This window comes from Paenarthrobacter sp. A20 (assembly GCF_024168825.1).
In the GTDB taxonomy this organism is placed as follows: Bacteria; Actinomycetota; Actinomycetes; order Actinomycetales; family Micrococcaceae; genus Arthrobacter.
In genome coordinates, this window is record NZ_JALJWH010000001.1 from 2,922,749 (window position 1) to 2,935,767 (window position 13,019).

At 60.2% G+C, this 13,019-nt stretch carries 10 protein-coding genes; 6 read left to right on the forward strand and 4 right to left on the reverse strand.

Annotated features, from left to right (window positions below):
• Window positions 1–39 precede the first annotated feature (39 nt).
• Window positions 40–609: a GNAT family N-acetyltransferase gene (locus tag J3D46_RS13590; RefSeq protein ID WP_253467699.1), complete on the forward strand. Its 570-nt coding sequence runs from the start codon at window positions 40–42 to the stop codon at window positions 607–609.
• A 790-nt stretch (window positions 610–1,399) separates the two neighbouring features.
• On the opposite strand, the gene glnA is transcribed toward J3D46_RS13590, so the two are convergent.
• Complete coding sequence (gene glnA / locus J3D46_RS13600; RefSeq protein WP_024820496.1) at window positions 1,400–2,824, reverse strand: type I glutamate--ammonia ligase; 1,425 nt, start codon at window positions 2,822–2,824, stop codon at window positions 1,400–1,402.
• 323 nt (window positions 2,825–3,147) lie between these two features.
• On the opposite strand from glnA, the gene J3D46_RS13605 reads away from it, so the two are divergent.
• Window positions 3,148–3,585 carry an RDD family protein gene (locus tag J3D46_RS13605; RefSeq protein ID WP_253467702.1) on the forward strand — a complete coding sequence of 146 codons (438 nt, stop codon included), beginning with the start codon at window positions 3,148–3,150 and terminating at the stop codon, window positions 3,583–3,585.
• Window positions 3,586–3,668: 83 nt separating this feature from the next.
• On the opposite strand, the gene J3D46_RS13610 is transcribed toward J3D46_RS13605, so the two are convergent.
• Window positions 3,669–4,430, reverse strand: a complete 762-nt coding sequence (locus J3D46_RS13610; protein WP_253467705.1) for a DUF4191 domain-containing protein — start codon at window positions 4,428–4,430, stop codon at window positions 3,669–3,671.
• A 302-nt stretch (window positions 4,431–4,732) separates the two neighbouring features.
• Here J3D46_RS13610 and J3D46_RS13615 point away from each other — a divergent pair, with 302 nt between their 5' ends.
• From J3D46_RS13615 to J3D46_RS13625, 3 genes are read left to right on the forward strand one after another with little or no spacing between them, the layout of a single operon-like run.
• Entirely contained in the window at window positions 4,733–6,757 is a 2,025-nt protein-coding gene (locus J3D46_RS13615; RefSeq protein ID WP_253467708.1) for a CDP-glycerol glycerophosphotransferase family protein, read from the forward strand.
• Window positions 6,757–8,637: a hypothetical protein gene (locus J3D46_RS13620; RefSeq protein ID WP_253467711.1), complete on the forward strand. Its 1,881-nt coding sequence runs from the start codon at window positions 6,757–6,759 to the stop codon at window positions 8,635–8,637. The genes J3D46_RS13615 and J3D46_RS13620 overlap by 1 nt, the downstream gene beginning before the upstream one ends.
• Before the next feature lie 16 nt (window positions 8,638–8,653).
• On the forward strand, window positions 8,654–9,478 hold the full coding sequence (locus J3D46_RS13625) for an acyltransferase (RefSeq protein ID WP_253467714.1): 825 nt from the start codon (window positions 8,654–8,656) through the stop codon (window positions 9,476–9,478).
• A 64-nt stretch (window positions 9,479–9,542) separates the two neighbouring features.
• Here the strand turns inward: J3D46_RS13625 and lipA are convergent, their stop codons facing one another.
• Together lipA and lipB are read right to left on the reverse strand one after the other, a co-directional pair.
• Window positions 9,543–10,550 (reverse strand): lipoyl synthase, encoded by a 1,008-nt coding sequence (lipA, locus tag J3D46_RS13630; protein WP_253465067.1) that lies wholly within the window; start codon window positions 10,548–10,550, stop codon window positions 9,543–9,545.
• Complete coding sequence (gene lipB / locus J3D46_RS13635; protein WP_231343438.1) at window positions 10,547–11,215, reverse strand: lipoyl(octanoyl) transferase LipB; 669 nt, start codon at window positions 11,213–11,215, stop codon at window positions 10,547–10,549. The genes lipA and lipB overlap by 4 nt, the downstream gene beginning before the upstream one ends.
• A gap of 149 nt (window positions 11,216–11,364) precedes the next feature.
• On the opposite strand from lipB, the gene J3D46_RS13640 reads away from it, so the two are divergent.
• Window positions 11,365–13,005, forward strand: coding sequence for a serine/threonine-protein kinase (locus J3D46_RS13640; RefSeq protein WP_256491339.1), 1,641 nt, complete (start codon window positions 11,365–11,367; stop codon window positions 13,003–13,005).
• The last annotated feature ends 14 nt before the right edge of the window (window positions 13,006–13,019 follow it).

A 13,019-nucleotide genomic window follows, 5' to 3' on the forward strand; every position in this document is an offset into this window, starting at 1 on the left:
GGAACTATTGTGACAACCCTAGTAGGAAGACGCCCTCTAATGCTTGAATATGACTCGGGTGAAGAGATTTCAATCATCATTGATCAAACTGATGTGGGTGATGTGTGGCTCATCCCGCTCAAACTCCTGGACGACGACTCGCGGGCCATTCACCTTGGGGAGGTGGCCATGCTGTCCGTCGGGGAGGGGCAGCGTGAGTTCGTCGGCGACCCGCTCCGCATGATGCTGATCGGCCTGGAGGAAGAATCCCGGTTGCCGTATGTCATCGAGTCCGGCGGGGAGGCCGTAGGCGTGCTGACCCTCCAGACCGGCGCTGCGCGACTGGCGGGGTGGCCCGACGACGAGTCCGCGTGGCTCCTGAGGGGGCTTCTCATCGACACCGGAAACCAGGGGCGGGGCCTCGGTTCCAGGGCGGCGCGTGCGGCAGTGGAGGAAGCGCGCAAGCTGACTGGCCGGCTGGGTGGCGGCCAGGCCGGCGTCGTGCTCTCCGTCAACGAACATAATCCGGCGGGCCAGGCCGCCTATCGCAACGCCGGATTCCTGGATGCGGGCCGGTATCAGGGTGGGAGTTCCGGTCCGCAGCGAATCATGCACAAGGCATTCGCCTAACGATGACCTTGTCAATGGCGGCGGGAGGCTTCCTTGGTGCGGGCGGCGCGCCAGTCAGGCCTGTCCTGGGAGGCCACAGCCGTTTGCCTCGGCGTCAGCAAGAAGGCCGTGCACAGAAGTATGGAAAGCAGTAGAGGGGTCTGTTCCGGGGCGGGCAGTGTCGATTACGATTCTCCCGTGACAATCATGGTGGATTCGGAGGGTGCCGCTTTCTCCAACGTGTGCTGTTTCCGTTGTGAGCAGGCAGGTCCCCATTGGTCCTCGCGGCATGGCCGCGCCGGCACTTTTGCTTGCCGCCGGTGCTTTGCCACCTTCTCCGACCACGAACCTGCTCTAGGACCTGGGGGAGTCGAAGGCCACGGTTCGGCCTTTGCCGAGGGGCTGCGCTTCCTCGAATCCAAGTAGTCGCCGCGTCCGGCAGCCGAAAAAACGAGTACACGCTACTCGTGCCCCCTCCAGTGCTGCGAGGGCAGCATGGTCGGTATGACAACGTATGTGATTGAACCAGCGGCCCTGCTCCATCGCTGCCAGTGCTGCGGTGAGGAAACAGACCGGGTGTTCTGTGCTGACTGCGCAGCGCCGGAAGAAACCGGTCAAGCTCCAAGAACCAAGCACTGACCGCTCGAGGCTCGCCCTTCCGGCGGGGCAGTGAGCCCCAACGGTGCAGGGGCTGGTCCATTGTGCTGCGCAAAAAGGATCTGCACAAATAAAAAGGCTCTGCACAAAAAGGCCATCCCCCCGGTCCATGTGGACCCGGGGGATGGCCTTTTGTTATCGCAGGCGTTGGTGCCTAGACGCCGTAGTAGAGCTCGAACTCGTACGGGTTCGGGCGCAGTGACAGCGGGCGGATCTCATTCTCGTACTTGTAGTCGATCCAAGTGTCGATGAGGTCCTGGGTGAAGACGCCGCCGGCCTGCAGGAATTCGTTGTCCTCGCGGAGAGCCTCGAGTGCTTCTTCCAGGGAGCCCGGAGCCTTGGGGATGTCCTTGGCTTCTTCGGCAGGGAGCTCGTAGAGGTCCTTGTCGATGGGGGCCGGGGGTTCGATGCGGTTGCGGATGCCGTCGATGCCGGCCATCAGCTGGGCTGCGAACGCCAGGTACGGGTTGGAGGAGGGGTCCGGAGCGCGGAATTCAATGCGCTTGGCCTTCGGGTTGGTGCCCGTGATCGGGATGCGGATACCGGCGGAGCGGTTGCCCTGCGAGTAGACCATGTTCACGGGAGCTTCGAAGCCCTTGACCAGGCGGCGGTAGGAGTTGACCGTCGGGTTGGTGAAAGCAAGGACGGCGGAGGAGTGCTTCAGCAGGCCGCCGATGTACCAGCGAGCCATGTCGGAGAGGCCCGCGTAGCCCTTCTCGTCATAGAACAGCGGGTCGCCGTTGCTCCAGAGCGACTGGTGGCAGTGCATGCCCGAGCCGTTGTCACCGAAGACAGGCTTCGGCATGAACGTGACGGACTTGCCCCAAGCATCCGCAGTGTTCTTGATGATGTACTTGAACTTCTGCAGGTCATCAGCAGCCGCGGTCAGCGTGGTGAACTTGTAGTTGATCTCGGCCTGGCCAGCGGATCCAACTTCGTGGTGGGAGCGCTCGACCTCAAGGCCGGCCTTGTCCAGTTCGATGCACATGGCGTCGCGAAGGTCGGCCTGCTTGTCGGTGGGGGAGACCGGGAAGTAACCGCCCTTGACGGGGGTCTTGTAACCGAGGTTTCCGCCCTCTTCCTTGCGGCCGGTGTTCCAGTGTGCTTCTTCAGAGTCGATCTTGTAGAAGCTGCCCTGCGGGGAGGACTCGTACTGGATGTTGTCGAAGACGAAGAACTCGGCTTCGGGAGCGAAGAAGGCGGTGTCGGCGATGCCTGTGGATGCCAGGTACGCTTCAGCCTTTTCGGCTACACCACGCGGGTCGCGGTGGTAGGGGTCGCCTGTGCGGGGGTTCACGATGGAGAAGTTCAGCGCGAGCGTCTTCTCGATGCGGAAGGTGTCGATGAAGGCCGAGGTCACATCCGGGATGAGCTGCATGTCGGACTCAGCGATGCCCTGGAAGCCGCGGATGGAAGATCCGTCAAAGAGCTGGCCGTGGACGAAGAAATCGAGGTCCACGCTCTTGGCCGGCACGTTGAAGTGCTGCTGGACACCAGGAAGGTCGGTGAAGCGGATATCGACGAATTTGACGTCTTCGTCTTTGATGAACTTGAGGACTTCGTCCGCAGTCTTGAACATCTATGCTCCTTATGCATATCAAGTAACAGGCCCGGAAGGCCGCGTGGTGCAGCCCATACCAAAGCTCCGGAGACACAAAAAGATCCCCTTGCCATGGTGGCTGGCAACTCCTACCACCTTAGGGAGATGGGATTTCCCGGGGGTGTCGGTATTGTTTCCGGCAGGTTACAGAATCATCTGTCGTGTAAACGGTAGTCGGCTTTCCCGTGTCTGGTCCAAGCCGGTCCGATGGGCGAACACCGCACGCTTCCCAAGGACCTTGGATGCCGGCGCCTGTTTGCGGTGAGTCGGACAGCAGGCAGGCCAGCCGTTAGGCTTGAGGTGTGGTAGATCGAAAAGACATTGGCTCCTGGTTGAGCGGTCCGGACACGTCCGGAATCTCCAAGTATCCCGGCGAACGACTTGGTCTGCCCGAGTCCGGCCCGGGCTCCATTGCGCGTGCTGGTCGCCGCATCCTGGGCATCGTGGTGGATTGGACGATCGCACTGTTGATCAGCAACTTTGCCTTCGGCGGAAACCAGTGGGCTACGCTCGCCATCTTCGCTGCGGAACAGATTCTCTTGATTGGCACGCTGGGCTACAGCATCGGCCACAGGATCGCCGGTATCCATGTGGTCCGCTTGGGCGGCGGTCCCGCAGGTCCGGTGGCTGCCGTAGTGCGGACACTGCTCCTGTGCTTGGTCATTCCGGCTGTCGTGTTCGATCCCGATCAACGAGGCCTGCACGACAAAGCCATGAACACGATTCTCATCCGGATGTAGCATCCGTTCCCCATAACGAAGCGCGGCAAACAGAAACCGCCCCTCCTCTGTATGAGAGGAGGGGCGGTTTTTCGTTATGGTCGTCAGCGTCCGCGCGCGGCCTTGCGGTCCGGGCGTGCCTTGTAGGGGTCAATGCCCTTGGGGATCGGGAGACGGTTACCCAGGGAGTTAATGCGCTTGCTGACAGCGTTGACTTCGATCTTGGTGAGCTCCTTCTTGAGCTTGCCCATGGTCTTGGCCAGTTTGTTCAGCGGCACCTGTCCCTCTCCGCGTCCGGATTCGAGGACGTGGATCGTGACGTTCGGGAGAATCCGGGCCAAGCGCTTGCGCTCGGCATCCACGAGGGGCTTGACGCGGTGCGAGGGTCCTTCGCTCACCAGGACTACACCGGCCCGGCCAATGGCCATGAACACCGCGTCCTGGGTACGTGGATTGACTGCCACGGGCTGGTCCTGTGTGACCCATCCGCGACGAAGCGTTCCCAACGCTGCACCGGATGCGCCTGGCTGGTTCTCGATTTGCGCGAAAGCTGCCTTTTCCGCACGGCGGGAAAGAATGAACACCGCAGCCAACAGGCCAAGGGGAATGCCGATGATCAGGCCGGTGACCCAGTTTTCCAGGAGGAAGCCGATGAGGAAGGCCATAGCCACGACGGCAAGGAAGGCGAGCACCATGATCCACACGACCTGGGGATCGTTCCGCCGCGTCATCTTGAAGACTTCAGCGATCTGCTTCAGCTGGCTAGGCTTCTTTGCCTTGGCTTCCTTGGGCTTGCGCTGGAACAGCCCACGCTTGGGTGCGTCGGCCGAGGGGGTCGATTTGTTGGAATCAGGGGAGTTCGCCATAGTGCGTTAATTCTACGTGATGTACGCCCAGACGCTGGACGCGTTGCCGAAGGCGACACCGGGTGCGGGGTACGGCGCGACGGCACCAGCTGGTGGCCGGCCTCCCACACATGGGGATTCCTTTTTGATTTCTCCGTCATGATTCAACGCGAAGCGGCACTTGTCCATAGTGAGTCCCAGCTGCGGAGTGCCTCGACGTTAATGCCACGGAGTGCTCTTGCGATGCGTACTGATCAACGAGGAACCCCCTGGGGTCCTCGACATCAGTGCGCCCTCTACACGTTCGACCCCATAGGAACCAAATGCCCGATCTGCCGCCACTGCTAACCATCGTCCTTGAGGAAACGGGACAGCTTGACCGCGAGTCAGCCATGTACCGACGACTGCTGGCCGCGCGCCTGCGCCTGGAGTCGCAATTCGCCATCCTCCACGTGGAGAAGCCATTGACGACGGCCGGCATCTCACAGCTCTGCGAGGAGATCGAGAGCAAGTACGTCATCTTCATGCGTACCTCCCATCTCCTGTCCGCGAACTATGTGAGTACCATTTTCGAGTATTTGCGGACACGCACTGTCTATCTCGCCGAGCCGGTTGTCTACACCGGAGCCATTGCCAAGAACGTGGCCGGCACCAAGATTGACGAGGCATACCTCTACTCCCGCGACACTGACGTCTTTGGCGTTGCTTTCAATACCAGGCGGCTGGCCGACGCGCTGGAGGCGCTGGGCGATGTGGATCGATCCGCCATCTACATCAGCTACCGGATGTACTGGTCCATTGCGAAGGTTAAGCCGCTGAACACGGGCTTCTCGATGGCCTCGGACACGAAGGCAGCCATAGGGCTTCACATAACGGGGGAAGCAAGCCGCTTGGCTCCGGTAATCCCGACTTCAGCCAAGGAAGTCAGGCTGCACCTCTTGCGCTATGTTGCGCTGTTCCTGCGGGGAATGCGGGGACAAAAGGCAACATCGATCAGCTTGAGCCATCTACGTGAGCTGATTCGCGGCTTCGATCTGATCGACCTGCTGGCGTTGGTTGAACCGCTGCAGCCCTTCGAGGCGGCCTGGATCCGATGGCTGGACGATCCGGCTGCCAACAAGCAGTTCTATAAGCAACTGAGCGATAAGGACGCGTATTTGGTCTTCCGCGATAAGGCGGACAGCGATGAAAACGCGTTGCCGCTGTATGAGTTGCTCTTCAACGAAGAGATTCTGACCATCGAGAGGTGTTACCTGGCGCGAAACCTCAGGTCCGGCCACGCCAGGCCCGGGAGCTACAACTTCTACAACCGGCCTATCGGTCCGTCCTCCACGATTTTGTTCTTCGACCGGCCGCTGCAGGCAGACGACAACGCCGAGCACCTCTACGAGTACTTCACAAAGAATCATCCGGAGTTCAACCAGGCATACTTCGCGCTCAACCCTAAGTCTCCTGACTGGGAGCGTCTGGAGAGTAAGGGCTTCAAGCTGATCCCCATCTTCACGAAGGAGTTCTACGAGAAATTCCTGGTGTCCGATCTCGTGGTCTCATCGCAGATTTACAGCATCAGGTACAGAGGCAAGTCGTTCGCGAACTCCCGCTTTGTTTATCTCCAGCACGGTATCCAGCTCAATGACATGTCCGATTGGGTGCTCTCCAAGTACTTTGACGTTTTCGTTGCCACAGGCCGGATTGAAGCGGACTACATGAGCAGGCTCGCCCCGGTCGAGACCCTCAACTCCGGACTGCCCCGATACCAGTCCTTGGCGCGCAACGCCCACGGGCAGCAGCATCTCCTCTTTATGCCTACGTGGCGTTTCAACCTGCATCAGTCGTCATCGGAGCACTTCGCCCAGTCGACGTACTTCCGCGCCATCGACAAGCTGCTGTCTGACCCCGCGCTGCTGGAGTTCCTTGAGGACACGGACCGCGTGATGCACGTAAAACTGCACCCCAATGTGGAAAAACGCGCCGGGCAGTTCAGGTTCTCTGAACGCGTCGTGCAGTCGGATTTGAGCTACCGCGAGGCTATCCGTTCGGCCGAAATGGTGCTGACTGACTACAGCTCCGCCGCCCTTGATGCCGCCTTCATTGGCACTCCCATTGTGTATTACCACTGGGACGCTGCGGATTTCTTCCGGGATCAGCCGTATGAAAGTCGCTTGGACTACGTCGACGACGGGCTGGGACCGGTGTTCAGTGAGCACGCCGAGGTTGTGGAGCACATCATCCAGGAAGGCTTCGCGGACACGGATCCCAAGTTCATCCAGCGTCGCGAACGTTTCTTCGAAGGCGTGGATCCGGCACGCATCAACGAGAAAATAGTGGAAAGGATGTTGAGTCTCTGATGACGTTGATTCGTGGCTTCAAACGGAGCATCACCAAGGTCGGCAGGGCGGCTGCATACTCGCCGGCAGGCTTGGAGTTCGCCCGGGCACTCTTGGCATCCCGCGCTGATTCACCGGTGCGGCGGATCATCAAGGCCAAAGGCCTGGAGGGCAGAATCCGCCGCATTGCCTCTGAAAGCCTTCCCCCAGGCATCTACTTCGCCAAGCTGACGATCGGCGGCTGGGAGTCCTGGAAGGGCAAACCATTCCGACTCTTTCAGGACGGGAAAGTGGTTTATGGAAACAAGGTTGAGCCACCAGCCCGCGGCTTTCCGCTCGAGTACCGGAACATCATGGTCACCTCGGACGATATCTCGCACTTCACCCTTGATATTGACGCTCCCTATGAGTTGAAGATTGGGCGTGGAGCCTTCACTACGCCGCAGCAACTCAAATACGATGACCAGTACGGTGTGGAACAGCATGGTGATGTTTTCTACTCCCTTCGGGGCAACACAACTAATCCGAAGAAGATGCTGATCACGTTTCCGGGTTTCGGTCCCTCAACTACCCGGATTTCCTACGCCGTGAGTTACCTCAAGGACCTCACGGATGCCGATCTGAAAGACACCCTCATGGTGTGCTTTCAAGACCGCTACCTGGTGGCAGGCTCCTACATGATGGTCGATAACGCCGGCAGGCCGCTCGACCACCGTGTTCGACATGCGATTGACGGGCTGCGTAGCCGGTTTCACATTGATCAAGCGGCAATGCTGTTCTTCGGCGCTTCCAAAGGCGGCACTATCGCCATCCAGTATGCCAAGTACTTTCCCAATGCCAGCCTGCTGCTTGCAGTCCCGCAGATGAACCTTCCGTACTACTTCAGCAAGCCCTTCTTCAAGGACAACCTCTTCCGAAACCCTGCGTTGCGTGACACCGATCAACCGGAAGACCGCCTCCGGCGATACTTCGCAGAGGGCCGCAAAATAGACTACTTCTACACGAATTCGGATGAGTTGAGCAATCACTCGCTGATCGAGCTGATATCCGATGTTCCGAACCTTGCCAAGTACCGCATCGACGGCCAACACTCCGACGTTGCCCGCGCCGCGTTGCCTGCCATGTTGGGCATCATCCGGAGGTTCCTGAAGGGCCCCGTTGACCAACAGTTCGGCTGCGAAGAGTTGCGTACCTTCCGCCATGGACAAACCGTCCAGGTTCAAGTACGTGTTGACCCCGCAGCCTCTGAAGTAACTGGGGCAAACTGGTTCATTGAGGGATGGAACGGCAGGACGCGTTTCCTGCAGCTGATGACGGAACATTCCTACAACTTCGTAAAGTACACATCCATGGAGCAAAGCCTCTTCCCGGCTTACGACTCGATCGATCAACTCAGCTCGGTGGTCGCCATGGAAGCCACTGGAACCACATGGACAGGATCGTTGCCTGGCCCAGTGAAGCCTGGAACGAGAATCCCAAAGCTCAAGATGAGTTCCCAACCGCTGACTCTTCACGCCGAATCAGCCAGTGAGTACGTCATCCTCGACGGCGATGCATTTGCCCGCTACCGCTATCGGTGCCATCGCCTCGCGTCTGACGGCGACACGATGGAAATTCATTTCGTTCCCGATGCCGAAGCAGAGGTTGCTGAAGCCCTCTCCGGAGATATCAGCAGGCGGATCGCCTACAAAGCAGTCATCCAACCGCTGGATGGGTGGTCCATGGCAGACCTCGTAGCTTTGAGATTCGTCATTGCCGCCGGAGTTCAGCGCTTGCTCATCGTGGTCCACGGAGACGGGTACGTCCAGGCGTCGGAGGTCCTGTCCGCGGTTGATTGGGATGACGTTTGCCTTCTGAACCGTGAGTCCGAGGCGGTGCTGGCCGGTGCCGGGCAGCAGTGATTCGGGCGGCAATGGCATGGCTCGAAAAAACCAGGTAATCCACTCCTACGCGGACGTTTCCAAGGTCAGGGATAACGTAGTCCATCTCAAGGACACCCCCGGCTCCGAATTCACCGCATCAACAGTTGAATTTGCCGGAACTGGAAATGTCCTGTTCGTCGAGGACGGTGCCCGCCTACGAAATACGAGACTCCGCTTCCTGGGAAACGACTCAGTCATTCATCTGCGAAAGTCCCATGGCTTCCTCAAAGTGATTGCCACCGTATTTGAAGAGTCCGTGTTCTATCTGGGACCCGGGGCAACCTTCACGGCAGAAGCCCGCGTACTTCCCACCGAGCGCAAGCACGTCATCGTTGGCAGGGACGCAATGTTCTCGTCGCGTGTTGCGTTCAGGACGGCTGATCCTCACCTGATCTATTCCGTGGAACACCACCAACGAGTCAACCCCAGCGAATCCATCTGGGTAGGGGATCACGTGTGGTTGGGGGAGGACACCCTGCTCCTCAAAGGTGCCAAAGTTGGTTCGGGCAGCATTCTTGCGGCCAGGGCCCTGATTACCAAGAAAATCCCGTCCAACTCGACAGCGGCCGGGGTGCCTGCCCGGATTGTTGGCAACGGGATTTTCTGGACGAGACCTTCTGTGCATGGTTACACCGCCGCCCAAACCGAGCTGAGCCATGACCATGCGGGAGACGAGTTTATCTTCTCTGCCGACGAACAGCCCGCGGACATCCAGAGTCTTGAGCGCGAACTGGATGCAGCCACTTCCGGCATAGGAAGGGCAGCTTGGTGCTTCCAGCTGGATCAGATGGACGGCAAAAACCGCTTCTATATCGGGTGAGTCAACTCAGCCGCGCCATCTGAGTGTTCACGGCGCGGCTGAGGACGGGATGGTGGAGCGGTGCCTAACTGTGGGCGGCGAGGATGGTGGAGGCTTCCTGGCGGGTGGTGCCGGAGGACTCGATGTGGGCCAGGGCGGCCGGGATTTCCCAGCCCTTCTTCCGCATCGCGGTGGCCCAGAGGCGCCCGGCCCGGTACGAGGACCGCACCAACGGACCCGACATCACACCAAGGAAACCGATCTCCTGGGCTTCTTCCTGGAGGTCCACGAACTCCTGCGGCTTGACCCACCGGTCCACCGGCAAGTGCCGCTCGGACGGGCGCAGGTACTGGGTGATCGTGATCAAATCACACCCGGCCTCGTGCAGGTCCCGCAGCGCCTCGGAGATTTCCTCCCGGGTCTCGCCCATGCCCAGGATCAGGTTGGACTTGGTCACCATGCCCAAATCACGGCCCTGCGTGATGACATCCAGGGACCGCTCGTACCGGAATGCCGGACGGATCCGCTTGAAAATCCTCGGCACCGTCTCGACGTTATGCGCGAACACCTCAGGCTTGGAATCACAGATCGCCGCGATGTGCTCAGGCTTGCCGGAGAAATCAGGGATCAGCAACTCCACCCCCGTGCCCGGGTTCAGTTCGTGGATCTTCCTCACCGTTTCGGCGTACAACCAGACACCCTCATCGGCCAGGTCATCACGGGCCACTCCGGTCACCGTGGCGTACCGCAACTGCATCGCCTGGACGCTCCGGGCCACCTTGGTGGGCTCGAACATGTCCACCGGGGACGGTTTACCGGTATCGATCTGGCAGAAATCACACCGCCGGGTGCACTCGGAACCGCCGATCAGGAACGTCGCTTCCTTGTCTTCCCAGCACTCGAAAATGTTCGGGCAACCGGCCTCTTCACAGACCGTGTGCAGGCCTTCCTTCTTCACCAGGTTCTTGAGCTGGACAAATTCAGGACCCATCTGGACCTTGGCCTTGATCCACTCGGGCTTGCGTTCAACCGGGACCGCCGCGTTACGCGCCTCAACGCGCAGCAACTTACGGCCTTCAGGTGCCAAGGTCACTGGAGTGCTCCTTCAGGGGTGGAAACGAGTGCTTCTTCATGCTTGCGGAACTCTTCCACGAAGCGGTCAACGATGTCGGCAGGATTGATGGTCCGGCCTGCTTCCAGCGACATGGTGGTGACGCTGGCGTCAGTGATTCCACAGGCGATGATCTGTGCGTAAGGCGCCAGGTCATTGCTGCAGTTGATGGCGACACCGTGCATGGTGACACCGTCCAGGACGCGTATGCCGATGGCGGCAATTTTGCGGTCCGGACCCTTTTCATCGGCAAGAATCCAAACCCCTGCCCGGCCCTTCACAGTGACTGCGTTAATGCCGTAGTCACTCATGACCGCGATCATGGTGGCCTCAAGCCGTTCCACATAGTCGCGGATACCGGCGCGGTTCTTGAGTTTGAGAATGGGGTAGGCAATCAGCTGGCCGGGGCCATGCCACGTTAGTTTGCCGCCACGGTCCACGGGAACAACGGGTGTCCCGTCAAAGGGACGCTCGTGATCTTCCGTGAGTTTGCCGGCCGTATAGACGGCAGCGTGCTCCAGGAGCAAGACGGTGCTGTTCTGCTCGCCCGCAACAACTTTGTTGTGGATCTCGCGCTGCAGGTCCCAGCCCTGCATGTAATCAACGAATTCCGGGGCAAGACCCAGTTCTGAAAACTCAAGAGTCATGGGTTCAAGCTTAGACCCAGCAGGACAGTGGCCATGATTTTGTGGTGAACCTCTCAGTCGCATCCTGCGCTGTCGTTGGCAAGCTGCCGGAAGCGGGCGCCCTGTGGATAACTTCTGCGGAAAATCCCCTGGTCCGGTAGACCTTGTCTATGGAAAAACTGGATATTCCCGCCGGTGTCGTGCCCCTTGTTCCGGGTTACCAGATATCCCGCCAATTGGGCCAAGGCAGCAGCTCCACAGTTTGGCTCGTGACAAGGAACAGTGACGGGGTGCGTCTTGCGATCAAGTGCGGCGGAGGAGCAAGCGGAGAAAGCAGCAGCGGCGGCGTCATCACAGAAGGTGTTGCGCGGGAGGTCAGGCTCCTCGCGAGCTTCAAGCATCAGCACCTCGTTCGAATTCATGAAGTCCTGCCTGTGACTGGAGGCGCCGGGGACACTGCCGGGATTGTCATGGACTACGCCGCCGGTGGCTCACTGGCCAACCTGATGGCCGGGCGGGGCATTCTTCGCGTGGGCGAAGCGGTGACCATGCTGACCCCTCTCGCCCAGGCCCTGGACTACCTGCATGTCAACGGTGCGGTGCACGGAGACGTGTCGCCGGGGAATGTGTTGTTCACGGCAGAGGGGATGCCACTGCTTGCAGACTTCGGTGTGGCCGCCATGGTGGGGGGCGCCCAGCAGGTCATGGATGCAGGGACTCCGGGCTTCAGGGATCCATCAGCCGTCCCCGCAGGCGGTCATGCCCGGCGCGAACTGCAGCCACAGCGTGATGTCTATTCGCTGGCCGCCGTTGGATGGTATTGCTTGACCGGATCCGCCCCGGCGGACACCCGGCACCGCCCACCTTTGTCCCTGCTGGTTCCCGATGTTCCCAAGTCCCTCATGGCTGCTTTGGAGGCTGCGCTTGACGCCGATCCCCATGTACGTCCGACTGCCCGGGAACTCGGCACGGCGATTTTCAGAAGCGCTGCTCCCGAGCCGCTGGACTTGTCCGGAGCCGTGCATCCCTCCGTCATTCCAGAGCTGCTCACCCGACGCGAGGCGTTGGGGCGTTCACCCCGCCGCGCACCACGGTGGATACGCCGGTTCCATCAATTTCCGTCGGTCGGACCAGAGGCCACAATCCGAGCGGAAGGCCGCCGACGTCGAAGCACGGGCGCCCGGATCAAGAACCTTGCGTTGGTCCTGGCAGCCGGCATGCTTATTGGCGCCGGTGGGTGGACCGTTTCCCAGCAGGGCCCTCTGCCGTGGCAGCAGAACCAGGCGTCTTCTACTCAGCCGGCAGGAGCCATCGGAAGCAGCGCACCCAGCCTTGTGCCAGCACCCGGCCCAGCATCCTCAACCGCTGCCGCGCACGCCGCGGACCTGCCCGAAGCCCTTGCCGAAGGCCTTCGGGCTGAGGATCCGGCAGCGGCAGTAAAGGCATTGTCATCCGTTCGTGATGTCGCCTTGGGACAGGGACGCCTTGACCTGTTGGCCTTGGTCAACGTGCCGGGATCACCCGCTGAAGTTGCCGACAACCAGGTGGCGGATCACCTCAAAGAGGCAGGAACTGTTTTCGCCGGGTTTTCGACGACGTTGTCCGGAGTGAAAGTTGAAGGATCCCCGGACTCCAATGACGTAATGGTGGGGGCTACTGTTGCCACGTCGACCTTTGAGGAACGCGATTCGTCGGGGGCAGTGGCACACACCTGGCTCGCCGGTTCGCCGCAAGACCTCCGTTTGCACGTGGTTCGCACAAACGGCCGGTGGCGGATATCCGGGATCCTGGGCCCAAGTGTGGCCGGGTGATGAGTTGAGGAGCT